The sequence below is a fragment of the Streptomyces sp. NPDC006643 genome (genome assembly GCF_042870175.1).
Taxonomy (GTDB): Bacteria; Actinomycetota; Actinomycetes; order Streptomycetales; family Streptomycetaceae; genus Streptomyces.
On sequence record NZ_JBIAHA010000013.1, the window covers coordinates 36234 to 59550 of the forward strand.

24 protein-coding genes are annotated in these 23317 nt (G+C 70.8%); 12 read left to right on the plus strand and 12 right to left on the minus strand.

The features are described from left to right. The first annotated feature begins 215 nt into the window (after positions 1-215). Positions 216-1358, plus strand: coding sequence for a recombinase RecA (gene recA / locus ACFYNU_RS18775; protein ID WP_356591957.1), 1143 nt, complete (start codon positions 216-218; stop codon positions 1356-1358). Positions 1359-1367: 9 nt separating this feature from the next. After that, entirely contained in the window at positions 1368-1949 is a 582-nt protein-coding gene (recX, locus tag ACFYNU_RS18780; RefSeq protein WP_356591955.1) for a recombination regulator RecX, read from the plus strand. A gap of 221 nt (positions 1950-2170) precedes the next feature. On the opposite strand, the gene ACFYNU_RS18785 is transcribed toward recX, so the two are convergent. From ACFYNU_RS18785 to ACFYNU_RS18820, 8 genes are all read right to left on the minus strand, one after another. After that, positions 2171-2596, minus strand: a complete 426-nt coding sequence (locus ACFYNU_RS18785) for a rhodanese-like domain-containing protein (RefSeq protein WP_356591953.1) — start codon at positions 2594-2596, stop codon at positions 2171-2173. After that, a complete protein-coding gene (locus ACFYNU_RS18790; protein ID WP_356591951.1) occupies positions 2593-3201 on the minus strand; it encodes a cysteine dioxygenase in 609 nt (202 codons plus the stop codon). The genes ACFYNU_RS18785 and ACFYNU_RS18790 overlap by 4 nt, the downstream gene beginning before the upstream one ends. Positions 3202-3276: 75 nt before the next feature. Then, entirely contained in the window at positions 3277-3363 is an 87-nt protein-coding gene (locus tag ACFYNU_RS18795) for a putative leader peptide (RefSeq protein WP_311605579.1), read from the minus strand. A gap of 33 nt (positions 3364-3396) precedes the next feature. Continuing rightward, positions 3397-5145 carry an FAD-dependent monooxygenase gene (locus ACFYNU_RS18800; RefSeq protein WP_356591949.1) on the minus strand — a complete coding sequence of 583 codons (1749 nt, stop codon included), beginning with the start codon at positions 5143-5145 and terminating at the stop codon, positions 3397-3399. A 177-nt stretch (positions 5146-5322) separates the two neighbouring features. Next, on the minus strand, positions 5323-6258 hold the full coding sequence (locus ACFYNU_RS18805) for an amino acid ABC transporter permease (RefSeq protein ID WP_356591947.1): 936 nt from the start codon (positions 6256-6258) through the stop codon (positions 5323-5325). Further along, positions 6255-6923 (minus strand): amino acid ABC transporter permease, encoded by a 669-nt coding sequence (locus ACFYNU_RS18810; RefSeq protein WP_356591945.1) that lies wholly within the window; start codon positions 6921-6923, stop codon positions 6255-6257. Before ACFYNU_RS18810 ends, ACFYNU_RS18805 begins: the two co-directional genes overlap by 4 nt. A 149-nt stretch (positions 6924-7072) precedes the next feature. Further along, a complete protein-coding gene (locus tag ACFYNU_RS18815) occupies positions 7073-7915 on the minus strand; it encodes a glutamate ABC transporter substrate-binding protein (protein ID WP_356591943.1) in 843 nt (280 codons plus the stop codon). 38 nt (positions 7916-7953) lie between these two features. Further along, a complete protein-coding gene (locus ACFYNU_RS18820; RefSeq protein WP_356591941.1) occupies positions 7954-8739 on the minus strand; it encodes an amino acid ABC transporter ATP-binding protein in 786 nt (261 codons plus the stop codon). Between the two features lie 252 nt (positions 8740-8991). Between ACFYNU_RS18820 and ACFYNU_RS18825 the strand changes: the two genes are divergently transcribed. Together ACFYNU_RS18825 and ACFYNU_RS18830 are read left to right on the plus strand one after the other, a co-directional pair. Further along, positions 8992-9705, plus strand: a complete 714-nt coding sequence (locus tag ACFYNU_RS18825; protein WP_356591939.1) for a response regulator transcription factor — start codon at positions 8992-8994, stop codon at positions 9703-9705. Between the two features lie 6 nt (positions 9706-9711). Beyond that, complete coding sequence (locus ACFYNU_RS18830; protein ID WP_356591937.1) at positions 9712-11133, plus strand: HAMP domain-containing sensor histidine kinase; 1422 nt, start codon at positions 9712-9714, stop codon at positions 11131-11133. Positions 11134-11196: 63 nt separating this feature from the next. Here the strand turns inward: ACFYNU_RS18830 and ACFYNU_RS18835 are convergent, their stop codons facing one another. Both ACFYNU_RS18835 and ACFYNU_RS18840 read right to left on the minus strand, forming a co-directional pair. After that, a complete protein-coding gene (locus ACFYNU_RS18835; RefSeq protein WP_388766734.1) occupies positions 11197-12198 on the minus strand; it encodes a TAXI family TRAP transporter solute-binding subunit in 1002 nt (333 codons plus the stop codon). 289 nt (positions 12199-12487) lie between these two features. Next, positions 12488-13015 (minus strand): cupin domain-containing protein, encoded by a 528-nt coding sequence (locus tag ACFYNU_RS18840; protein ID WP_356591935.1) that lies wholly within the window; start codon positions 13013-13015, stop codon positions 12488-12490. A gap of 153 nt (positions 13016-13168) precedes the next feature. On the opposite strand from ACFYNU_RS18840, the gene miaB reads away from it, so the two are divergent. From miaB to ACFYNU_RS18855, 3 genes are all read left to right on the plus strand, one after another. Continuing rightward, positions 13169-14689, plus strand: a complete 1521-nt coding sequence (miaB, locus tag ACFYNU_RS18845; protein WP_356592016.1) for a tRNA (N6-isopentenyl adenosine(37)-C2)-methylthiotransferase MiaB — start codon at positions 13169-13171, stop codon at positions 14687-14689. A gap of 62 nt (positions 14690-14751) precedes the next feature. Next, positions 14752-15495, plus strand: a complete 744-nt coding sequence (locus ACFYNU_RS18850; RefSeq protein ID WP_356591933.1) for a hypothetical protein — start codon at positions 14752-14754, stop codon at positions 15493-15495. A 41-nt stretch (positions 15496-15536) separates the two neighbouring features. Next, positions 15537-15974 (plus strand): hypothetical protein, encoded by a 438-nt coding sequence (locus ACFYNU_RS18855; RefSeq protein ID WP_356591931.1) that lies wholly within the window; start codon positions 15537-15539, stop codon positions 15972-15974. Positions 15975-16128: 154 nt separating this feature from the next. Here the strand turns inward: ACFYNU_RS18855 and ACFYNU_RS18860 are convergent, their stop codons facing one another. Then, positions 16129-16389, minus strand: coding sequence for an antitoxin (locus ACFYNU_RS18860; RefSeq protein WP_356591929.1), 261 nt, complete (start codon positions 16387-16389; stop codon positions 16129-16131). A gap of 51 nt (positions 16390-16440) precedes the next feature. Beyond that, on the minus strand, positions 16441-16731 hold the full coding sequence (locus tag ACFYNU_RS18865) for a hypothetical protein (RefSeq protein ID WP_356591927.1): 291 nt from the start codon (positions 16729-16731) through the stop codon (positions 16441-16443). A gap of 182 nt (positions 16732-16913) precedes the next feature. On the opposite strand from ACFYNU_RS18865, the gene miaA reads away from it, so the two are divergent. From miaA to ACFYNU_RS18890, 5 genes are all read left to right on the plus strand, one after another. Next, positions 16914-17852, plus strand: coding sequence for a tRNA (adenosine(37)-N6)-dimethylallyltransferase MiaA (gene miaA / locus ACFYNU_RS18870; protein ID WP_356591925.1), 939 nt, complete (start codon positions 16914-16916; stop codon positions 17850-17852). Positions 17853-17959: 107 nt separating this feature from the next. Next, a complete protein-coding gene (locus ACFYNU_RS18875) occupies positions 17960-18397 on the plus strand; it encodes a hypothetical protein (RefSeq protein WP_031229322.1) in 438 nt (145 codons plus the stop codon). 79 nt (positions 18398-18476) lie between these two features. Beyond that, positions 18477-19400, plus strand: coding sequence for a diaminopimelate epimerase (dapF, locus tag ACFYNU_RS18880; RefSeq protein WP_356591923.1), 924 nt, complete (start codon positions 18477-18479; stop codon positions 19398-19400). Between the two features lie 160 nt (positions 19401-19560). After that, positions 19561-21705 carry an HD domain-containing protein gene (locus ACFYNU_RS18885; RefSeq protein ID WP_356591921.1) on the plus strand — a complete coding sequence of 715 codons (2145 nt, stop codon included), beginning with the start codon at positions 19561-19563 and terminating at the stop codon, positions 21703-21705. Between the two features lie 129 nt (positions 21706-21834). Beyond that, the gene (locus ACFYNU_RS18890) at positions 21835-23280 is read left to right on the plus strand and encodes a M1 family metallopeptidase (protein WP_356591919.1); all 1446 of its coding nucleotides are present in this window, start codon (positions 21835-21837) and stop codon (positions 23278-23280) included. Positions 23281-23317 lie beyond the last annotated feature (37 nt).

The following is a 23317-nucleotide window of genomic DNA, read 5'->3' on the forward strand; positions in this document are numbered from 1 at the left end:
CGGCGTGGAACACCCCCGCCCGTTCCACGACACGCCCGTGGGATGCGCTTGACACCAAAATCGAACAAGCATTCTCATGGGTGTCGGGCCCGTTGGCCGGGGCCCCGGAAGCCGGAGTTTTCCACAGGCCGGGAGGACGTCGAGGCCCATTGTCAGTGGCAGGGGATAGCGTCTTTGATGTGAAGCGATCGACACAAGCAAATCGGGTGGAACCCATGGCAGGATCCGACCGCGAGAAGGCGCTGGACGCCGCTCTCGCCCAGATTGAACGGCAATTCGGCAAGGGTGCGGTGATGCGCCTCGGTGAGCGGCCGAACGAGCCCATCGAGGTCATCCCCACCGGCTCGACCGCGCTCGACGTCGCGCTCGGAGTCGGCGGTATCCCGCGCGGCCGTGTGGTGGAGGTGTACGGGCCGGAGTCCTCCGGCAAGACGACGCTGACGCTGCACGCGGTGGCGAACGCCCAGCGGGCGGGTGGCACGGTGGCCTTCGTGGACGCCGAGCACGCGCTCGACCCGGAGTACGCGAAGAAGCTCGGCGTCGACATCGACAGCCTGCTGCTGTCCCAGCCGGACAACGGCGAACAGGCCCTGGAGATCGTGGACATGCTGGTCCGCTCCGGGGCGCTCGACCTCATCGTCATCGACTCCGTCGCGGCCCTGGTGCCGCGCGCGGAGATCGAGGGCGAGATGGGCGACTCGCACGTGGGTCTACAGGCGCGGCTGATGAGCCAGGCGCTCCGGAAGATCACCAGCGCGCTCAACCAGTCCAAGACCACGGCCATCTTCATCAACCAGCTCCGCGAGAAGATCGGCGTGATGTTCGGCTCGCCGGAGACCACGACCGGTGGCCGGGCGCTCAAGTTCTACGCCTCGGTGCGGCTCGACATCCGTCGTATCGAGACGCTGAAGGACGGCACCGACGCCGTCGGCAACCGCACCCGCGTCAAGGTCGTCAAGAACAAGGTCGCGCCGCCCTTCAAGCAGGCCGAGTTCGACATCCTCTACGGCCACGGGATCAGCCGCGAGGGCGGTCTGATCGACATGGGCGTGGAGGAGGGCTTCGTCCGCAAGGCCGGTGCCTGGTACACGTACGAGGGCGACCAGCTCGGCCAGGGCAAGGAGAACGCCCGCAACTTCCTCAAGGACAACCCCGATCTCGCCAACGAGATCGAGCAGAAGATCCTGAAGAAGCTGGGCGTCGGCGTACAGCCGGAGGAGCCCGCCGCCGAGCCTGCCGGGGACGCGGCCGGTGCCGCCGCTGCGCCGGCCGGTGCGTCGGCAGGCGACACGGCCAAGACGGTGCCCGCTCCTGCCACCAAGGCCAAGACGGCCAAGGCGGCGGCGGCAAAGAGCTAGTTCGGCGCCGTGCCTTACGCGAAGAGGCGGCGAACTGAACGGCAGGGCGGCAGCCCCGACTCGTCGAGGGCCGAGAAGGAGTTGCCGCCCCAGGACCCGGCGGAGCGGGCGCGGGCGATCTGTCTGCGCCTGCTCACCGGGACCCCCCGCACCCGGAAACAACTGGCGGACGCGCTGGAGAAGCGCGACATCCCCGAGGATGTCGCGGCGGAAGTCCTCTCCCGCTTCGAAGACGTGGGATTGATCAACGACGCGGCTTTCGCCGACGCGTGGGTGGAGTCCCGGCACCACGGCCGGGGCCTGGCCCGCAGCGCCCTGGCGCGGGAACTGCGCACCAAGGGGGTGGACTCCGAGCTGATCGACGAGGCGGTCGGGCAGCTCGACTCCGAACAGGAGGAGGCGACCGCACGGGAGTTGGTGGCCCGCAAGCTCCGCTCCACCCGTGGCATGGAGCGGGACAGGCGGGTACGCAGGCTCGCCGGAATGCTGGCGCGCAAGGGATATCCGCAGGGCCTGGCCCTGCGGGTGGTCAGGCAGGCACTGGAGGCGGAGGGCGAGGACACCGAGGGACTGGACGAGGGCATCTACTGAGGGCCGGGCCCCGGGGGAGGCCGGGAGCGCAGACGCAGACAGCGGGGCCCGGCGGGGCAGCGAAGCCGACAGGACAGGCGGCCGACAGAACAGGGCGGGCGGCCGGGGCGGCGAAGACGGCAGTCGGCGCGGTCGGGAGAGCGGCACGGAGGATCCGGCCCACACGGGGGGTTGGTCGGGTCCAGGTCGATGTGGCGGACCGGACCGGACCGGCTACCGGCTCAGCGCGAGACCGGCAGGCCCGCCGCCCTCCACGCCTGGAAGCCGCCGACGAGGTCTGTCGCCCGGTGCAGCCCCAGCTGGCGCAGGGAGACAGCCGCGAGACTCGACGCGTACCCCTCGTTGCAGATCACCACGACGCGCAGATCATGGCTCGTGGCCTCCGCGGCCCGATGGCTGCCCTGCGGGTCGAGGCGCCACTCCAGCTCGTTGCGCTCCACGACCAGCGCGCCGGGGATCAGTCCGTCCCGGTCTCGCAGTTCCTTGTAGCGGATGTCCACCAGCAGCGCGCCGGCCTCGGCGGCGGCGAAGGCCGCACGCGGCTCGATCCGGTCAAGTCCCTCGCGGACTTGGTCGAGCAGTTCGTCTATCCCCACCGGAGCCTCGGCGCCCGTCGGCCGGTCCGGCCCGCCCTGCCCGCCGCTCACTGCCACTCCTGCGGACGCTCGACCTGCTCAAGCCGGAGCACCGCGCCGGTGCGGCTGTAGCGGCGCATCAGCGGCAGCGGCGGATAGTAGGCGTGCACCGAGACGGCGTGCTCCGACTCCGACTCGTTGCGCACCTCGTGCACATGGTGGCTGCCGAATGCCCTGGCGTCGCCGTTCGTCAACGTCCTCTCCCGGTCGACCCCTTCGGCCAGCTCCAGCGTCTTCCAGCCCTCGGTGGGCAGCCGGGCGGCCAGCGAGTCCTCGCGGAGCGTGCCCCCGGCCGTGGCGAAGGCGCCGTACGAGCCGCCGTGGTCGTGCCAGCCGGTCCCGGTGCCGGGCGGCCAGCCGATGATCCACGCCTCGCTGCCGGCGGGTCCGTCGAGACGGATCCAGGTACGGCCCTCGGGGTCGAGGGGGAGGGTGGCGACAAGCTCGGTGTCGGCCGCCGTACGCCGGACGAAGGCGAGCAGTTCCGCCTGCGTGGGAACGCTCGCCGGCGCGGACACCGCACCGGCGGATGTCCCGGTCGCGGCGTCAACCGCCTTGGAGGGAAGGGCAGTTGGCGCCGAGGCGGCCGGTGCGGGGGTGCCGAGAGAGGAAGACATGAAGACCGTCCTGGAAGTTCGCGGGGGCGCGCCGTCATGTGCCGACACGACGAGCGCTACGAGATGGGGGCGAATTCAGCAGGACGGACGACACACGCAGCCCGCATAGCGGACCAGGTCCATATGGACCCTCCGCCACAGGCGCACGTCGGTGTCAGTCACGTTCCGGAGTACACCATGTGATCGCGACGACGGTCAATTGATGTTCGCGGTCCGGTCCGACCGGTCGGAGCGATCTCTGGACGAATTGGTCTCGGGTGCGCCCCCACGTGCGGCGTCGGCCGCCGCGTACAGCTCGTCGGGACGCACTCCGCCGAAGGCCGCGACCAGGTGCCCGTCGGGCCGTACGAGCAGCACCGAATGCGCGGACGCCCCCGGGTAGCTCTCGGTGACCAGCAGCTCGGCCGGTGACGGCAGCCCCGCCACCGCCTTGGCGAGCCTTGGCATCACACCGGCGGTCAGCCAGTGCCGCCGGTCCCACACACCGGTCCCCGGCGCGACCAGCACCACCAGTAGCCTGCCCCTGCCGAGCCGGTCCCGCAGCCGTGCGGTCGTGCCGTCGGGCGCGGTCACGACCACGTCGTCGACGGGTGCCCCCGTCCGGGTGTCGACCGTCGTGTGCGCCTCGGCGTACGGAGGCGCGAGAGGGGAGTGCGGGTACGCGGGGGGCGCGCCCAGCGGCCCGCTCCCCAGATGCCCGTCGGCGAGCAGCGAGTCATGGCCGCGCGCTGTTCCCGGCAAGTACGTACGCAGCCCGCCGCCGCCCCGAAGTATCGTCAGCGACTGGTCGGCGGCGCGCAGCCGGGCGGCGACGGCCGTACGGCGCTCCGCCTGATAGCTGTCCAGCAGCGTCTCCGACGCCCCGTGGTGCCAGGCGTGCGCCAGCTTCCAGCCCAGGTTCTCGGCGTCCCGCAGCCCCTCGTCCAGGCCCTGTGTGCCCAGAGCGCCCAGCAGGTGCGCGGCGTCCCCGGCGAGGAACGCCCGCCCGACGCGCCAGCGCCGCGCGAGCCGGTGGTGCAGCGTGTACACGCCGGTGTCGAGCAGGTCGTACGGCGGCGTCGCGCCGCACCAGCCGGCCAGGGTGTCCCGTACCCGCGCCACCAACGCCTCCGGCGTCACCAGGTCCCCCCGGGCCGGCAGCAGCCAGTCCAGCCGCCACACACCGTCGGCGAGCGGCCTGGCGGACACCTCCTGCCCGCCGCCCCGCCACGGCGGCTGACGGTGCAGCACGGCCTCGCCCGGCCACGGCAGTTCGACGCGCAGGGCGGCGACCGCGTGCCGCTCCACCGCCGTGCGGCCAGGGAAACGGACGCCCAGGAGCTTGCGGACGGTCGACCTGGCACCGTCGCAGCCCACCACATGACTTCCGCGCCACCAGGTCGCCCCGGGGCCCCGGGTGTGGACCGTGACGCCCCGCGCGTCCTGTTCCAGCGAGTCGAGCCGGCTGTCCGTCACCAGCCGCACCAGGTCATGGCGCGCGACGGCGTCCCTGAGGCCGCGCGTCAGGGCGTGCTGGGGGAGATGTAAGGGTGAGGGGTACATCGCGTCGGCACGTTCGCCGTCACCGACGGCGCCTCCCGCACCGGCGACCGCACCGCCCACCGCACCGCCGACAGCCCCGGCGCCCGAACCGGCCCCGGCACCACCGGCCCCACCCGTGACACCGGCCTCGTCGGCGTCACCGAGCGGCAACTGCCGCATCTGCTGCTTGCGCCGCATCTGTCGCCAACCGACCCACCAGGCTCCTTCGTCACGGAGCGTGGAGCAGCCCAGCCGTGCCATCAGGGCGGCCGTGTCGGACCGCAGCACCGCCGTACGGGCCGGGCGGAGGTCGTCGGTGCCGGCCCCCTCGTCCAGCACGACGACGGGAACGCCCTGGGTGGCCAGGCAGAGCGAGAGCGCGAGTCCCACGGGGCCCGCGCCGACAACGATCACCGGGTCCACGGCGCGACCCCTCCGGCCCGTACGGTCAAGTGGCGATTGGCGGTTGGCACCCGGGGAGCGATCACAGAACGTATGCAACCTACTGCGGGTGCTTGCGTCAAGTGACGGAGGCAGCGACGCCGCGCGCCGCTGCCTCCGTCAGGTACTTCGGGCCCCGTTTCCGGGGCCGCAGGGGGGCTAGACGCCCCCGCCTCCGAATCCGCCGCCCTCGTTGCCGGTGGCGCGGTCCGTCTTGCTCATCGGCGTACCGGTGACACTCAGATCATCCATGGCCCCGCCCGTCAGCACGGCCCCGGTGCTCCGCTTCGCGCGGCGCAGCCGCTTCTCCAGCCAGGACGCGAACGTCGTGAGCAGCAGATTCAGCAGGATGAAGATCACCGCGACGACGATGAAGCTCGGGATGACGTTGCCGTAGTTCGCGGCGAGCGTCTTCCGGGCGCTGAGCAGTTCGGTGAAGCTGAGCAGCGCGCCGCCGAGCGCGGTGTCCTTCACGATGACCACGAGCTGGCTCACCAGCGCGGGCAGCATCGCCGTCACCGACTGCGGCAGCAGGATGGTGCGCATCGTCTGGCCCTTGCGCAGACCGATCGCCTTGGCGGCCTCGGTCTGACCCTTGGGCAGGGACAGGATGCCCGCGCGGACGACCTCGGCCAGCACGGACGCGTTGTACAGCACCAGACCGGTGACGACCGCGTACAGCGGGCGCATGTCCGTACTGATGTCGGTGTACTCCGCGTACAGCTGGTTCGCGAACACCATCAGGATCAGTACGGGGATCGCGCGGAAGAACTCGACGACCACGCCGGACGGGATCCTGACCCAACGGTGGTCGGAGAGCCGCGCGATGCCGAAGAGGGCGCCGAGGGGGAGCGCGATGACCAGCGCGAGACCTGCGGCCTTGAGGGTGTTGACGAGACCCGGCAGCAGATACGTCGTCCATGCCTGGGACTCGGTGAAGGGGCTCCACTTCGCCCACTCCAGCTGTCCCTTGTCCGACATGGCGGAGTAGATCCACCACACGCCGAGACCCAGGACGACCACGAAGACCGCCGAGTAGATGATGTTGCGCCGCTTGGCGCCGGGACCCGGCGCGTCGTACAGAACGGAAGTCATCGCTTCACCGCCACTCGCTTGGCGACCCAGCCGAGGATGAGACCGGTCGGCAGTGTCAGGACCACGAACCCGAAGGCGAAGATCGCCGAGATGAGGACGAGTTGAGACTCGTTCTCGATCATCTCCTTCATCAGGAGGGCGGCTTCGGCCACACCGATGGCGGCGGCCACCGTCGTGTTCTTCGTCAGGGCGATCAGCACGTTGGTGAGCGGCCCGATGACCGAGCGGAACGCCTGCGGAAGGACTATGAGGGACAGGACCTGGGTGAAGTTCAGCCCGATGGCCCGCGCCGCCTCCGCCTGCCCGACAGGCACCGTGTTGATGCCGGACCGGATGGCCTCACAGACGAACGCCGCCGTGTAGACGGTCAGTCCGAGAATGGCCAGCCGGAAACTCAGCGCGTCGAAGTCGTCGGCCGCGCCCAGAGTGATACCGAAGATGTCGGCGAGACCGAGGGAGGCGAAGACGATGATGACGGTGAGCGGAATGTTCCGCACCACGTTCACGTACACCGTGGCGAATCCGCGCATCAGCGGAACCGGGCTCACGCGCATCGCCGCGAGTATGGTGCCCAGGACGAGGGAGCCGATGCCGGAGAAGACGGCGAGCTGCACCGTTACCCAGAACGCCCCTAGCAGGTCGTAACCTTCAAGAAAGTCGAACACGATCTCCCGCGCTCTCGCGTTTGTTGATGGCGTGGCGCGCCACCCTCACGGGGCGGCGCGCCACATCTGCGCCGAATGAGCCGAACAGGCCGACGAATTCGAGGAACCCGGGGAATCCGAGGAATCCGAGGAATTCAGGGCCTGTCGATTCAGCTGACGATGTTGCCGATCTTCGGGGCGGGCTCGTTCTTGTACTCGGCCGGACCGAAGTTGTCCGTCACGGCCTTGTCCCAGGCCTTGTCCGCGACCATCTTCTCGAGGGCGGCGTTGATGTCGTCGACGAGCTTGGTGTCGCCCTTCTTGACGCCGATGCCGTAGTTCTCGTTGCTCAGGCTGAGGCCGGCGAGCTTGAACTTGCCCTTGTTCTGGTCCTGCGAGGCGTAACCGGCGAGGATCGAGTCGTCCGTGGTCAGCGCGTCGACGGCGCCGCTCGCGAGTGCGTCGATGCACTCCGAGTACGTGGCGTTCTGCTTCAGCTGGGCCTTCGGCGCGAAGTCGTCCTTCACGTTCTGCGCGGACGTGGAGCCCGTCACGGAGCAGAGCTTCTTGCCGTTGAGGTCCGCACCCTTGGTGATGTTGTCGTCGGCGCGGATCAGCAGGTCCTGGTGGGCGAGCAGATACGGGCCGGCGAAGTCGACCTTCTCCTTGCGCTCGTCGTTGATCGAGTAGGAGGCCGCGATGAACTTCACGTCGCCGCGCTCGAGCGCGGTCTCACGGTCGGCGCTCGGGGTTTCCTTCCACTCGATGTCCTTGGCCTCGTAGCCGAGTTCCTTGGCGACGTACGTCGCGACATCGACGTCGAAGCCGGTGAAGGAACCGTCCGGGGTCTTCAGACCGATACCGGGCTGGTCGAACTTGATGCCGATGGTGATCTTCTTGCCACCACCGTCACCCTCGCCCGCCGAGTCGCTGTCGTCGGAACCGCACGCGGTCGCGGTCAGGGCAAGGGCCAGTACGGCGGCGGCAGCAGCGCTTGTTTTACGGAGATTCATGGTCAACATCCTTCGTTGTCTCGAAAGTTACGGGCAGCTCAGTGGTGCAGGATCTTCGACAGGAAGTCCTTGGCCCGGTCGCTGCGAGGATTGGTGAAGAACTGCTCCGGCGTCGCCTCTTCGACGATCTGGCCGTCCGCCATGAAGACGACCCGATTCGCGGCGGACCGCGCGAAGCCCATCTCGTGGGTCACTACGACCATGGTCATACCGTCACGTGCGAGCTGCTGCATGACTTCGAGCACCTCGTTGATCATCTCCGGGTCGAGCGCGGAGGTCGGCTCGTCGAAGAGCATCACCTTCGGCTCCATGGCCAGCGCGCGGGCGATCGCGACGCGCTGCTGCTGGCCACCGGAGAGCTGTGCGGGGTACTTGTCCGCCTGGTTGGCCACGCCCACCCGGTCGAGCAGGGTCCGCGCGAACTCGTCAGCGGCGCCCTTGTCCTTCTTGCGGACCTTGATCTGTCCCAGGGTGACGTTCTCCAGGACCGTCTTGTGCGCGAAGAGGTTGAAGGACTGGAAGACCATGCCGACATCGGCGCGCAGCCGGGCCAGTTCCTTGCCTTCGGCGGGCAGCGGCTTCCCGTCGAGCGAAATGCTGCCGGAGTCGATCGGCTCCAGACGGTTGATGGCGCGGCACAGTGTGGACTTGCCGGACCCGGAGGGCCCGATCACGACGACGACCTCGCCACGGGCGATGGTCAGGTCGATGTCCTGGAGCACATGCAGCGCGCCGAAGTGCTTGTTGACGTTGCTCAGCACGACCAGGTCGCCCGACGCCGGCCTGGCGTCGTCGGTTTCCTTGGTCACTGAAACTCCGCTCATCGGCTTCTTGCTCCGTCCTCCTCGGTTGGGGAGGACCTTAGTCACGCACTGCGACCAGCGTCATTACATCTGAGGGGAAATTGAGCATAACGATCCGGCCGCAACCGGACACACCGTGTGAAGAGGGCCGCTTCGGCGTACCGGGTGGGTAACGGAAACCGCCGCTTAACGGAAAGTGACTTGACTGGTGCGGCAGCCATGGGCGTGGATGCCCTGGTACGTACTGTGACCGCCACACCACGGAGGAGGGCCATGAGGCTGCTGCTCGTCGAGGACGACGACCACGTCGCAGCCGCCCTCGCCGCGGTTCTGAAGAGGCACGGGTTCGACGTCACGCACGCGCGCAGCGGCGAGGAGGCCTTGCAGGCGCTGCTGCCGGTGACCGACGGGACGAAGTCTCCTTACGGAGTCGTACTCCTCGACCTCGGGCTGCCCGACCAGGACGGTTACGCGGTCTGCGGCAAGATCCGGAAGCTCTGCTCGACGCCGGTGATCATGGTGACGGCGCGTGCCGACGTCCGGTCCCGGATCCACGGGCTGAACCTCGGCGCCGACGACTACGTCACCAAGCCCTACGACACCGGTGAGTTGCTGGCCCGGATCCACGCCGTCAGCCGGCGCAGCGTCGGCGGCGAGGAGGCCGGCGCGGTCGGCGGGGACTCGCTGCGGCTCGGACCGGTCACCATCGAGCTGCCCACGCGCCGCGTCACCGTGGACGGTGCCCCGGTCCAGCTCACCCGTAAGGAGTTCGACCTGCTCGCCCTCCTCGCGCAGCGTCCGGGCGTGGTCTTCCGGCGGGAGCAGATCATCAGCGAGGTGTGGCGCACCAGTTGGGAGGGGACCGGCCGCACGCTCGAAGTGCATGTGGCGTCCCTGCGCTCGAAACTGCGGATGCCGGCCCTGATCGAGACCGTCCGGGGCGTCGGCTACCGCCTCGTCGCCCCCGCCGCACACCAAGGACCGTAGTACCCGGTGAGTACCCGACTTCTGCCCCTGCTCATCGTCCTCATGGCGGGCGTGCTCCTGGCGCTCGGCTTCCCGCTCGCCGTGAGTCTCGCCTCCGCGCAGCAGCAGGACGTCGTCGTCGACCGGATCGACGACACGGCGCGCGTCGCCGCGCTCGCGCAGTTCGTCAGCGAGGGCGAGGCGGGGGCCTCCGGCGCGGGCGCCGGGTCCGACGAACGCGGATCCATGCTGGAGGAGGAGCTCGCGCGCTACTTCGAGGTCTACGGCATCCGCGCGGGTGTCTTCTACCGCGACGGAGAGGCCATGGCGCGTGCCCCGGGAGGCTGGACGGTGCCCCGGACGGGGGAGGGGCGCCAGGCCTTCCAGGAGGCCCTTCTGGGGCGCCGTAGCGACGACCCCCAGCAGGTGTGGCCGTGGCAGGCGCACGGCCGGCTGATCGTCGCGTCGCCGGTCGTACGGGACGGGGACGTCGTCGCCGTCGTCGTGACCGACTCACCCACCGGGCAGATGCGGTCGCGGATCCTCGAAGGCTGGCTGTACATCGCCGCGGGCGAGGCCGCCGCCATGCTCCTCGCCGTGGGGGCCGCGTTCCGGCTGACGGGCTGGGTGCTGCGTCCGGTACGCGTACTGGACGCGGCCACGCACGACATCGCCACCGGCCGGATGAAGTCCCGCGTCGCCGCCGCCGGGGGCCCGCCGGAGCTCAGACGGCTCGCCCACTCCTTCAACGAGATGGCCGACAACGTCGAGGACGTGCTCGAACAGCAGCGTGCCTTCGTCGCCGACGCCTCCCACCAACTGCGCAATCCGCTGGCGGCCCTGCTGCTGCGGATCGAACTGCTCGCCCTCGAACTGCCCGCCGGGAACGAGGAGATCGCCTCCGTAAGGACGGAGGGCAAGCGGCTCGGGCAGGTGCTCGACGATCTGCTCGACCTGGCGCTGGCCGAACACGCCCCCGCCGATCTGCGGCTCACGGACGTCGGGGCGCTGGCCTCCGAGCGGGTCGCGGCCTGGCGGGCGTACGCGGAGGAGAAGGGCGTACGGCTGACCGGCAGCACCGGGGCGGTCACCGGCTGGGCGGATCCGGTCGCGCTCTCCAGCGCGCTCGACGCGGTCGTGGACAACGCCCTGAAGTTCACGCCGGAGGGCGGCGAGGTGGATGTGCGGGTGGCGCGCGGCGCCAGCGACCGCACCACCATCACCGTCACCGACGGTGGGCCCGGACTCTCCGACGACGAGATGGACCGGATCGGCGACCGCTTCTGGCGCAGCAACCGTCATCAGAACGTCAAGGGGTCGGGGCTGGGCCTGTCCATCTCGCGGGCGCTGCTCGCGGCGGGCGGCGGGACGATCGCGTACGAACACGGGGAGCCGCGCGGGCTGCGCGTGACGCTCTCGGTCCCGAGGTCGTCACCGGCCTCCTCCTGAGGAGGCGGCCGAGGAGGCGGCCGAGCAAGCGGCCCTAGGGGGGCCGCCCGAGGATGAGACCCGCTACGGCTTGACCGACCGGTAGTAGCGCAGCGCGCCCTCGTGCAGGCCCAGCGGATCGGTGTAGATGGCGGTGCGCAGATCCACGAGCTGGGCCGGGTGGACCTTCTTGCCGATCCGGTCGCGGCTCCTGATGACCGTGCGGGTGAAGCCCTCGGTCAGCTCGGCGTCCATCCGGTCCGTGGTGACCAGCAGATTCGCCACGGCCACCGTCGGCACCGCCGTACCGTCCTGCGCCTTCTTGTACGCGTCCGCCGGCATCACCGCGGAGCGGTAGTAGCGGGTCGCGACCTTGGCCGTGTGGTGCAGCGTGTCGACGAGGGCGTCGTCGAGGGGCACCAGCCGTATGTCGAAGCGCTTCGACAGCTCCTGTATGGACGCGGTGGGCAGCCCGCCGGACCAGAAGAACGCGTCGAGGTCGCTCGATTCCAGACGGCCGGGCATGGTGTCGATGCCCGCCGAGACCGCCGTGACGTCCTCCTGGGGATGCAGCCCGGCGGCGGCCAGTACCTGGTCCGCGATCAGCCGCACGCCCGAGCCCTCCTGCCCCACGCCCACCCGCTTGTCCCGCAGGTCCTCCACGGATCTGATGTCCGAGTTCTTCGCGGCGATCAGCTGTACGTAGTCGTCGTAGAGCCGCGCGCAGCCGCGCAGCCGGTCGGCGCCCGGCCCGTTGTCCCGCTGATACTTCGCGACCGCGTCCGCCGTGGCGATGGTGAAGTCGGCCTTCCCGGTGGCCACGCGCGAGATGTTCTCCTGCGAGCCCTCGCTGGTCAGCAGCTCTATCGACACATCGGGCAGATCTTTGGCGAGGTCCTCCTTGAGGAGGTCCCCGTAGCGTTCGTAGACGCCGCTCGTCACACCCGTACTGAACTTGACGGACCCGCTCGGTGTCTTCTCCCCGAACGGCGCCAGCCACCACGAGAGCAGCCCGGCCACCACCAGCGCGGCCACGCCTCCTACGAAGGCGGTGCGACGGCTCATACGGGGCGGAAGGGGGAACATGCGGTGATCCTGCCAGCTCACTCGGTGTCCTGGCCAGGCCTTGCCTCCGGGGCCCGGAGCCGGCACCGGTCGACCCGTACGCGCCCCGGCCGGGTGCCCGTCCCGCGACGTTTGGCACTGCGCCCCGGTCCACGTCCTTCACAGGTCCGGGACCGGGTTGACCAGCGCCTTGAGACCTCCCCAGGCCCGGCGCCGGGCGCAGCCCAGAGCCCGTACCCCCGGTTTCGGAAGTCAAACCACCCCGGACACGGTTCAGTTGATCCGGCCCGGAGCCGGGCGCCACCGGGCGTCAGGCGCGCTCCTCCCACGCCTGGCTGCGCGCGTAGTGGTTGTCGTACGTCAGGGAGGAGTCCTTGATGTCCTGCACGGTCGCCTCGCCGTCGTGCACGCGGCCGAGCAGCCGGTAGTAGTCGAACCGGTCCATGCCCGGCGTGAAGCCGACCAGGACCTCCGCCGTCGTGTCCGGGGCGGGCGCGAAGGCGTGCGGCGTGTGCGGCGGTACGGCCACGAAGTCACCCTTCTCCAGGGTCAGCACCTCCTCACCGACCAGGACCTGGAGGGTGCCGTCGACGACGAAGAAGAACTCCGTCGCGCGGGTGTGGAAGTGCACGGGCGCCCCGGCCGCGCCCTTCTCGAAACGTGCGGTGTTGACGGTGAGCGCGCCGCCCGTCGTGTCCGAGTCGGCGAGGAGTGTGATCAGGCTGCCCGGGGCGTCGGCCAGGGCCTCGGCGGTGGTGCCACGGGTGAGGAGCGGCTGGTGGGTGCGGTTCGCCGGGGTCGTCGCCGGGTTCGTGGCCGGGTTCGTCGTCGTGTTCATGAGTACGAATCTAGAGGTGTAAGTGACCGGGTGACGGGTGCATTCAGCGGCTGAATCAATGGGGCAATCGCGATCGGCCGACCGCCCGCGCTCCGGCCTCCGCACTCCGTCGGCAAGCTCCCTCGGACACCCCCTTACCCTTGACGGGTGACCATGAGCAGTGACCGGACCGGAGCAGTGGGCGAAGTGGGCGTTGACCGGACCTACGAAGTACGCACCTACGGGTGTCAGATGAACGTCCACGATTCCGAGCGATTGTCCGGTCTGCTGGAGGACGCGGGCTATGTCCGGGCCCCCGAGGACGCCGACGGCGACGCCGACGTCGTCGTCTTCAACACCTGTGCCGTACGTGAGAACGCCGACAACAAGCTGTACGGCAACCTCGGCCGGCTCGCCCCGATGAAGACCCGGCGCCCCGGCATGCAGATCGCCGTCGGCGGCTGCCTGGCCCAGAAGGACCGCGACACCATCGTCAAGAGGGCGCCGTGGGTCGACGTCGTCTTCGGTACGCACAACATCGGCAAGCTCCCCGTACTGCTGGAGCGGGCCCGCGTACAGGAAGAGGCGCAGATCGAGATCGCCGAGTCGCTGGAGGCGTTCCCCTCCACGCTGCCGACGCGGCGCGAGTCCGCCTACGCCGCCTGGGTGTCCATCTCCGTGGGCTGCAACAACACCTGCACCTTCTGCATCGTCCCGGCGCTGCGCGGCAAGGAGAAGGACCGCCGCCCCGGCGACATCCTCGCCGAGGTCGAGGCGCTGGTCGCCGAGGGCGTCTCGGAGATCACGCTGCTCGGCCAGAACGTCAACGCGTACGGCTCCGACATCGGCGACCGCGAGGCGTTCTCCAAGCTCCTGCGGGCCTGCGGGCGGATCGAGGGACTGGAGCGCGTGCGCTTCACCTCGCCGCACCCGCGCGACTTCACGGACGACGTCATCGCCGCGATGGCCGAGACGCCCAACGTGATGCCGCAGTTGCACATGCCGCTCCAGTCCGGCTCGGACACCGTCCTGAAGGCGATGCGCCGCTCGTACCGGCAGGAGCGCTTCCTCGGGATCATCGACAAGGTGCGCGCGGCCATCCCGCACGCCGCCATCTCCACCGACATCATCGTGGGCTTCCCCGGCGAGACCGAGGAGGACTTCCGGCAGACGCTGCACACGGTGCGCGAGGCGCGCTTCGCGAACGCCTTCACGTTCCAGTACTCCAAGCGTCCCGGGACGCCCGCGGCCGACATGGACGGGCAGATTCCCAAGGAGGTCGTGCAGGAGCGCTATCTGCGCCTCGTCGCCCTCCAGGAGGAGATCTCCTGGGACGAGAACAAGACGCAGATCGGCCGCACCCTCGACGTCATGGTCGCCGAGGGCGAGGGCCGCAAGGACGGCGCCACCCGCCGGCTCTCCGGCCGCGCGCCCGACAACCGGCTGGTGCACTTCACCGCGCCCGACGAGGAGGTGCGGCCCGGCGACGTCGTCACCGTCGACATCACGTACGCGGCTCCGCACCATCTGCTCGCCGAGGGTCCGACGACGCGGATACGGCGCACCCGCGCCGGGGACGCGTGGGAGAGGCGCAACGCGGCCCCGCCCGCGCCCGCCGGCGTGCTGCTCGGCCTGCCGTCGATCGGCGTCCCGCCGCCGCTGCCCGCCGCGACCGGCGGCTGCTCGGTGGTCTGAGGCGGCGCGGGCGTCCCGCGCGGGCGCCCCGCGCGGGCGGGACAGCGCTTAGTGTGCGCTGCATGCTCGTATCCGCCGCCGTATGCCCCTGTCCGCCCCTGCTCGTCCCCGCCCTGGCCGCCGGTGCCGCTCCGGAACTCGACGCCGCGCGGGACGCGTGCGCCGACGCTCTCGGCGTGCTCGCCGCCTCCCGGCCCGATCGGCTGATCGTCGTCGGGCCGGCGCCGGGCCCGCGGGACCTGGAGCCGTACTCGCAGGGCGCGCACGGCTCCTTCCGGGGCTACGGGGTGGACGTCGACGTGACACTCGACGGGACGCAGGCGGGCCCCGGTCCCCGCGACGGACGAAGCGGCGACGATTCACCGACCTTGCCGACCTCGCTGGCCGTCGCCGCCTGGCTGCTCGGGAACGTCGCCTGGTCCGCCTCGCCGGTCCAGGGCATCGGCGTGCGGGAACCACTCGACGCCGAGCGGTGTATCAGAAGCGGTAGGGACATCGCGGCGCGCGACGAGCGGGTGGCACTGCTGGCGATGGGCGACGCCAGCGCGTGCCGCACGCTCAAGGCGCCCGGCTATCTCGACGAGCGCGCCGCCGCGTTCGACGCCGAGGTCGCACGGGCGCTGGCCGAGGCCGACACCGCGGCGCTCGCGGCGCTGGACGTGCGGCTGGCGACCGAGTTGCAGGCGGCGGGCCGCCCGAGCTGGCAGGTCCTCGCGGGCGCGGCGCGGGGGGCGGGCCTGGGCGGCGCCCTGCTCTACGAGGCCGCTCCGTACGGCGTGGGTTACCTCGTGGCGACCTGGTCGTAGCGGGCGGTTGGCAGGGGGAGGAGATCTGGAACGATGTGCCCGTGCATGCTGATGATCAGGTCGACGCGGGCGTTCCCGCGCCACTGGCGGAGTTCCTCCGGGATGCCGACGACATACGCCCGGTGAGGATCGTCCCTGCCGTCTGCGAGGCGTGCGGCGGTCGGGTGTTCCGCGTACTGGTCAACTCCTCCGGCGCGGAACGCGAGTGCGCCGGCTGCGGCAGCCGTGCGTTCGTCGCGGACAGCGAGGAGTACTGGAACGAGGAGTCCTGGGAGGGCGACGAGCCCGGTCCGGCCGGATGCCCGTGCGGGAGCGAGGAGTTCGAGGCCGCGGTCGCGTTCTCACTCGGGGACGACGGATCGGTCCGCTGGGTGACCGTGGGGCTGCGGTGCGTCATGGACGGATTCCGCGGGATCTATGCCGACTGGAAGATCGATTACGGCCCCACGGATCACCTTCTGGCCGCGGTCCAGGTCTGAGGGAGGCGGCGGGCCCCGGCGACAACAGGACGGCGACGGCCGCGAAGCACCATTGGCGCTTCGCGGCCGTCGCCGTCACTCCTGCGGCTCGTCCCGGCTGGTCCCTCGCCCCGCCGTCGCCCGTCGGGGGCGTCGGGCGGGGCTCAGTGGGGCCTCAGGAGGCCGGGGGCGGCGGCGGGGAGGAAGGCGGGGTCCCGGTGTCGCCGTCCTTGTGGGACATCCGCTCCAGCGCGTTCTTGGCCTTCCCGGTCCCGGACTCGATCTTGTCGCTGTACTTGCCCTTGGTCTTCTGGTCGACCGTCTTGGCGGCCTTGTCCAGGCCCTCCCCGATCTTTCCCCCGTGCTGCTGCGCGAGGTCGGAGACTTTGTCCTTGGCCGGGGACAGTCTGGCCTTCAGTGAGTCAAGGAAGCTCATGGGTCGCCTTCCCTCGAAGCCCCCGGTGGGGGCTGTCGGCTCTGTGCCGGGTTATTTGCGGGCGCCTTCGCCGGCTTCGTTGTCGGCCGCCTCGTCGACGGTCTGCTGCTTCGGGATGTCGACGCTCTCCGAATTCTCCGAGGCGTTCGTACCACCGTCGGTGGCGTGGTCCCCGCCCGCAACCGTATCGCTGTCCGGGTCGATCCCCGAGGCGGCCTCCGCCGCCCCAGAGCCGCCGTCCGCGGTGGCTTCGGTCGAGGTGGCGCCGGTCGCCGAAGAAGCCGACCCGGCCTCCTCGGCCGTCCGCCTGGACTTCCGACGAAGTCGCTCAAAAACACCCATATCTGCTCCATATGCTACTCGTGCGGGCGAAATCCCGCGTCGCCCGGAGCGTCCCGTTGCGCCGCCCCGTGGCACCGGCCCGAAACCGGCAGCCGGAATCTCGCAACGGCCAACGACCCCGGACAGGCGGCCGTCACGTAACTCGTTCGGGAACCGGCCACCGGGTTTGCGAGACTGGGGCCGTGAGAAGCGCAGCGCCAGCACCCCGGGTCATCGCCGTCGTCGGCCCCACCGCGGCCGGCAAGTCCGATCTGGGCGTGCATCTCGCCCGGCAACTCGACGGTGAGGTCGTCAACGCGGACTCCATGCAGCTGTACCGAGGGATGGACATCGGCACCGCCAAGCTGACGACCGAGGAGCGCCGCGGCGTCCCGCACCATCTCCTCGACATCTGGGACGTCACCGAGGCGGCCAACGTCGCCGAGTACCAACGGCTGGCCAGGATCGAGATCGACCGGCTCCTCGCCGAAGGCCGTACCCCCGTCCTCGTCGGCGGCTCCGGCCTCTACGTAAGAGGCGCCATCGACGCCCTCGACTTCCCCGGCACCGACCCCGAGGTACGCGCCCGGCTGGAGGAGGAACTGAAGCTGCGCGGCTCCGGTGCCCTGCACGCCCGGCTGGCCGCCGCCGACCCCCCGGCGGGCCGCGCGATCCTCCCGAGCAACGGGCGCCGCATCGTGCGCGCCCTTGAGGTGTTCGAGATCACCGGGAAGCCGTTCACCGCCAATCTGCCCGGTCATGACGCGGTGTACGAGACCGTGCAGATCGGCGTCGACGTGGCACGCCCCGAACTCGACGCGCGCATCGCGCTGCGCGTCGACCGTATGTGGGAGGCCGGCCTCGTGGACGAGGTGCGCGAGTTGGAGGCGCGCGGCCTGCGCGAGGGGCGTACGGCCTCGCGCGCGCTCGGCTACCAGCAGGTGCTGTCGGCCCTCGCCGGGGACTGCACCGAGGACCAGGCGCGCGCCGAGACCGTACGCGCCACGAAACGCTTCGCACGCCGTCAGGACTCGTGGTTCCGCCGCGACCCGCGCGTGCACTGGCTGAGCGGTGCGGCCGTCGACCGGGAGGAACTCCCGCACCTCGCGCTGACGTTGGTCGAACGAGCGGTCACAGCCTGATCACGTGATGGCATCGGGACGCTCAGGCCGTCAATCCGGTGCCCGGGGCCGTGCCATCATCGAGCATCGATCGACCAGTGGAGTCCGAGTTGGGAGGGCGCGTGGCGATGGAGGCCGGCCCTCGCAACACGGATCAGGGGACTCAGGACCCACCGGACGAAGCACCACGGCTGAGTCCTGATGGACCCGACGAAGACGCGGTGACTCCCGAGGTGGAGGTCGAGCTGCGTCCGCAGCGACGCCTGCGGATCTGGCAGCTCGCACCCATCGTGATGCTCGCCGCCATCGGCTCGCTGATGTTCGCCTTCCCCCTCGCCTTCGGTACGGGCGACGGCGGCGCCGTCGTCGCCATGCTCGGCCTGCTGATCAGCTGCTGCGCCGCGGGCTGGGGCATGATGGCCGCCCGCCGTGTCGGCCACGCCTGGCCCGGTCTGCCGGCCCGCGGGTCGGGTGAGCGCCCGGACTGGCGGGTTCTCGCGCTGTACGTGGCCGGGGGCGCCGCGCTCGTCGCTCTCGCCGTCTGGCGGGTCGCGCGCCTCCGCTGAGCGGCGGCACGCCGTCCGCGCACGGGCGGCCCCGCCCTTCCGTGTTCGCGCTGTCGGTCCCACCTCGTACGATTGACGTGTGAGTACCTACCGGCCCGCCGCGCAGTCGTCACCGATCCCCTTCCTCAAGGGGCACGGGACGGAGAACGACTTCGTGATCGTGCCCGACCCGGACAACGCTCTCGCCCTGTCCGCCTCCGCCGTCGCGAAGCTCTGCGACCGCCGGGCCGGTATCGGTGGCGACGGGCTGCTGCGTGTCGTACGGACCGCCGCGCATCCCGAGGCGCGGTCGATGGCCGACCGGGCCGAGTGGTTCATGGACTACCGCAACGGCGACGGATCCATGGCCGAGATGTGCGGCAACGGGGTTCGGGTCTTCGCGTGGTATCTGCGGCGCGCCGGTCTCGTCCAGGCCGGTGACCTCGCCGTCGCCACCCGTGGCGGCGTGAAGAAGGTGCACATCGCCAAGGACGCCGAGAGCGGCGGGCCGGCCGGTCCGGTGTCGGTCACGGCCCACATGGGACGCGCCCTCCTTACCGAAGACGACGTCACCGTCGCTGTGGGGGACCGCGGTTGGCCCGCGCGGAACGTCAACATGGGCAATCCGCACGCCGTCGCCTTTGTGGAGGATCTCGCCCACGCGGGAGATCTGTTCACCGCCCCGCCCGTCAGCCCCGCCACGGTCTATCCGGACGGTGTGAACGTCGAGTTCGTCGTCGAGCGCGGCCCGCGCCACGTCGCCATGCGCGTCCATGAACGCGGCTCGGGCGAGACGCGGTCCTGCGGTACGGGCGCGTGCGCCGTCGCCGTCGCGGCGGCGCGCAGGGACGGCCTCAACCCCGCGGTGACGGGCGAGCCCGTCACGTACACCGTGGACGTGCCCGGCGGACGGCTCGTCATCACCGAACACCCCGACGGCGAGATCGAGATGACCGGCCCGGCCGTCATCGTCGCCGAGGGAGTGCTCGACGCGCAGTGGGCGGAGCGGCTCGACACGCTCTGAACTCCGCCGACCCCGCCCACAGGTTCCCTCGAATGGGTGATCCGTTTCACGCTGGGGGAGAGGTGGACCGAGGCACGTGGTGGGGTCGGTAGCATCAAGCACCGGCCGGGAGGGCGTTCCTGTCCCTCCCACCGCCGGTCGACGCTGCCGGAGGTGCCCCATGAGCGCAGAGGCGACCAGCCCTGGTGCCCGGAGCCGCAGGCGCGGCCGTACCAGTATCGACCTCCGCCGACTCGGCAGGGCCGCGCTGCTGGGACCCGCGTCCAGGGACCGGCTGCCGGACGCGATCGGCCATGTCGCCGACGCCCACCGCGCACACCACCCCGACGCCGACCTGCTGGTGCTGGGCAAGGCGTACGTACTGGCGGAGATGTCGCACCGCGGCCAGTTCCGCAAGAGCGGTGAGCCGTACATCACGCATCCGCTCGCCGTCACGCTGATCCTCGCCGAACTCGGCGCCGAGACCACGACGTTGACCGCGTCCCTGCTCCACGACACCGTCGAGGACACGGATGTGACGCTCGATCAGGTCCGCGCGGAGTTCGGCGACGAGGTCTGCTATCTGGTCGACGGTGTGACGAAGCTGGAGAAGGTGGACTACGGCGCCGCCGCCGAGCCCGAGACCTTCCGCAAGATGCTCGTCGCCACCGGCAACGACGTCCGCGTCATGTCGATCAAACTCGCCGACCGGCTGCACAACATGCGCACCCTCGGTGTGATGCGGCCGGAGAAGCAGGCCCGTATCGCCAAGGTCACCCACGACGTCCTCATCCCGCTCGCCGAGCGGCTCGGTGTGCAGGCGCTCAAGACCGAGCTGGAGGACCTGGTCTTCGCGATCCTCCAGCCGGAGGAGTACGAGCGCACCCGCGAGGTCATCGCCGACCGGGCCACCGCGGGGCCGAGCCTGGAGACGATCGCCGAGGACGTGCGACGCACGCTCCGCGAGGCCGGCATCACCGCCGAAGTCGTCGTCAGGCCACGGCACTTCGTCTCGGTGCACCGCGCCCGCCTGAAACGCGGCGAGATGCGCGGCACGGACTTCGGCCGGCTGCTCGTCCTGGTCGGCGAGGACGCCGACTGCTACGCCGTGCTGGGGGAGTTGCACACCTGCTTCACGCCGGTGATCTCCGAGTTCAAGGACTTCATCGCCGCCCCCAAGTACAACCTGTACCAGTCACTGCACACGGCGGTCGCCGGCGTCGACGGCGCGGTCGTCGAAGTCCTCATTCGTACGCACCAGATGCACAAGGTCGCCGAGGCGGGCGTCGTCGCGCTGGGCAACCCGTACACGCCCGTCGACGGGGCGGAGCCGGCCGACGGCGAACGCGCCGACCCGACCAGGCCCGGCTGGCTGTCCCGCCTCCTGGAGTGGCAGGAGGCGGCCACGGACCCGGACACCTTCTGGACGACGCTGCGCGCCGATCTCGCCCAGGACCGGGAGATCAGCGTCTTCCTCGCCGACGGCGGCATGCTGGGGCTGCCCGCGGGCGCGACATGTGTGGACGCGGCGTACGCCCAGTACGGCGACGGCGCCCACGGATGCATCGGAGCGCGCGTCAACGGCCGTCTGGCGACGCTGAGTACGGTCCTGGTGGACGGCGACACGGTGCAACTGCTGCTGGCCCACGGCCCCGTTCGGACGAAGGACGACGAAAGCACCGGGCCGGCGGCGGAGCAGGCGCGGGAGCCGGAGGAGGCCGCCCCGGGGCCCTCTCCGGAGTGGCTGGACCACGCCCGTACGCCCGCCGCGCGGATCGCGATCGCGGGCTGGCTCGCCGCCAACCCGGAGGGCCTGAAGACACCGGAGTCCGAGCCCCGGGCGCCCGGCGCCGTCACGGCGGGACGGCGGGGCGTGGCCAACGTGGTCGTGGACGCGCCCGAGGACGCGTCCGTACGGCTCGCGGGCTGCTGCACGCCCGTACCGCCCGACGACGTCACCGGCTTCACGGTGCGCGGCGGCGCCGTCACGGTGCACCGCGTGGAGTGTTCCGCCGTCGGCCGGATGGCCGCGCTCGGCCGCTCGCCGATCGCGGTGAGCTGGGGCGACGAGGCGGAGTGCCGGGTCACCCTGTACGCGGAGTCCTTCGGCCGGCCACGGCTGCTCGCCGATCTGACCGAGGCCATCGCCACGGCGGGCGCGGCGATCGTGTCGGCCAACGTGGAGCCGCCGAGCGAGCAGCGGGTCCGGCACACGTACACGCTTCAGCTGCCCGACGCGGCGGGGCTGGCCGGTCTGATGCGTGCGATGCGGGACGTGCCGGGTGTCTTCGACGTACGCCGCGCGCACCCCGAACCTGCCTCCTGACAGCACCGGCCGGGCCCCGGCGGGGACGCGCCGAAACGGCGCCCCGTAACTGAGGCACGCCCTCCTCTTTCGGGTGGGGATGAAGCGCGCCGCCCTCATACATATGCCGCGCGCTGGTAGCGGTGGTCCATGCTGCTCACCTCCCGCCGGCTGCGCGCCGCCCTGCTGGCCACCGCGTCGGCCACCCTCGTCGCGGCGACGCTCCCCGCCGCCGCCCCGGAACCCCTCGGTATCGGCGATCCGCTCTTTCCGCACCTGGGCAACCCCGGGTACGACGTCCTCTCCTACGACATCGGTCTCACCTACCGCGGCGACAACACCGAGCCGCTGGACGCGATCACCAGGATCGACGCTCGCGCGACCACGCGGCTGGAGCGGATCAACCTCGACTTCACCCATGGCGTCGTCCGCTCCGTCGAGGTCGACGGCGCGCGTGCCGACCACGCGACCGCCGGGGAAGACCTGGTGGTCACACCGCGCGAGCCCGTCGAGGCGGGCTCGCCCGTACGCGTCACGGTCACCCACACCAGCGACCCGACGGGCGGCAAGGGCGGCTGGGTGCGGACCGACGACGGCCTCGTGATGGCCAACCAGGCGAACGCCGCGCACCGTGTCTTCCCCGGCAACGACCACCCCGCCGACAAAGCCGTGTTCACCTTCCGTGTCACCGCCCCCGGCAAGCTCACCGCCGTGGCCAACGGACTGCCGGAGGCGAAGATCCGCCGCGGCGACACCACCACCTGGACGTACCGCACCCGCCACCCCATGGCCACCGAGCTGGCGCAGGTCTCCATCGGCGACTCGGCCGTGCTGCACCGGAAGGGGCCGCGCGGACTGCCCGTGCGCGACGTGGTCCCGGCGGCCGACCGCGCGAAGCTGGAGCCGTGGCTGGCGAAGACGCCGGGGCAGTTGGAGTGGATGGAGCGGCAGGTCGGGCCGTATCCGTTCGAGACGTACGGCCTGCTGATCGCCGCCGCCCAGACCGGCTTCGAGCTGGAGACGCAGACGCTCTCGCTCTTCGAGCGTTCGCTGTTCACCCGGCCCGAGTTCCCGGAGTGGTACGTCGACTCGCTCATGGTCCACGAGCTGGCGCACCAGTGGTTCGGCGACAGCGTCTCGCCCCGCGCGTGGTCGGACCTCTGGCTCAACGAGGGGCACGCGAGCTGGTACGAGGCCCTGTACGCGCAGGAGCACGCCGACAAGCCGCTGGACAAGCGCATGCGCGAGGCGTACCGGCAGTCCGACGGCTGGCGCGCGGCGGGCGGTCCGCCGGCCGCGCCGAAGGCGCCCGAGCCGGGCAAGCAGCTCAGCCTCTTCCGGCCGGTGGTCTACGACGGCAGCGCGCTGGTGCTCTACGCGCTGCGCCAGGAGATCGGCGCGGGGGAGTTCCAGCGGCTGGAGCGGGACTGGGTGCGCGACCACCGGGACAAGACGGCGAGCACGGCGGACTTCACGCGGCTGGCGTCCGAGATCGCGGGGCGTGACCTGTCGGACTTCTTCCAGGCGTGGCTGTACGGGCCGACGACGCCGCCGATGCCGGGGCACCCGGACTGGAAGAGCGCGGCGGCGAAGTAGGGCGGGAAACCCATATGACGGTCCCGGCGGTGACGTG

What these genes read in the sequence shown, in the direction of transcription:
- recA (WP_356591957.1), top strand. Translation starts at nt 216, where the DNA reads ATGGCAGGATCCGACCGCGAGAAGGCGCTGGACGCCGCTCTCGCCCAG.
- ACFYNU_RS18790 (WP_356591951.1), bottom strand. Translation starts at nt 3,201, where the DNA reads ATGTCTTCCTCTCTCGGCACCCCCGCACCGGCCGCCTCGGCGCCAACT.
- ACFYNU_RS18805 (WP_356591947.1), bottom strand. Translation starts at nt 6,258, where the DNA reads ATGACTTCCGTTCTGTACGACGCGCCGGGTCCCGGCGCCAAGCGGCGC.
- ACFYNU_RS18815 (WP_356591943.1), bottom strand. Translation starts at nt 7,915, where the DNA reads ATGAATCTCCGTAAAACAAGCGCTGCTGCCGCCGCCGTACTGGCCCTT.
- ACFYNU_RS18820 (WP_356591941.1), bottom strand. Translation starts at nt 8,739, where the DNA reads ATGAGCGGAGTTTCAGTGACCAAGGAAACCGACGACGCCAGGCCGGCG.
- ACFYNU_RS18825 (WP_356591939.1), top strand. Translation starts at nt 8,992, where the DNA reads ATGAGGCTGCTGCTCGTCGAGGACGACGACCACGTCGCAGCCGCCCTC.
- ACFYNU_RS18835 (WP_388766734.1), bottom strand. Translation starts at nt 12,198, where the DNA reads ATGTTCCCCCTTCCGCCCCGTATGAGCCGTCGCACCGCCTTCGTAGGA.
- ACFYNU_RS18840 (WP_356591935.1), bottom strand. Translation starts at nt 13,015, where the DNA reads ATGAACACGACGACGAACCCGGCCACGAACCCGGCGACGACCCCGGCG.
- miaB (WP_356592016.1), top strand. Translation starts at nt 13,169, where the DNA reads ATGAGCAGTGACCGGACCGGAGCAGTGGGCGAAGTGGGCGTTGACCGG.
- ACFYNU_RS18850 (WP_356591933.1), top strand. Translation starts at nt 14,752, where the DNA reads ATGCTCGTATCCGCCGCCGTATGCCCCTGTCCGCCCCTGCTCGTCCCC.
- ACFYNU_RS18860 (WP_356591929.1), bottom strand. Translation starts at nt 16,389, where the DNA reads ATGAGCTTCCTTGACTCACTGAAGGCCAGACTGTCCCCGGCCAAGGAC.
- ACFYNU_RS18865 (WP_356591927.1), bottom strand. Translation starts at nt 16,731, where the DNA reads ATGGGTGTTTTTGAGCGACTTCGTCGGAAGTCCAGGCGGACGGCCGAG.
- ACFYNU_RS18875 (WP_031229322.1), top strand. Translation starts at nt 17,960, where the DNA reads ATGGAGGCCGGCCCTCGCAACACGGATCAGGGGACTCAGGACCCACCG.
- ACFYNU_RS18885 (WP_356591921.1), top strand. Translation starts at nt 19,561, where the DNA reads ATGAGCGCAGAGGCGACCAGCCCTGGTGCCCGGAGCCGCAGGCGCGGC.
- ACFYNU_RS18890 (WP_356591919.1), top strand. Translation starts at nt 21,835, where the DNA reads ATGCTGCTCACCTCCCGCCGGCTGCGCGCCGCCCTGCTGGCCACCGCG.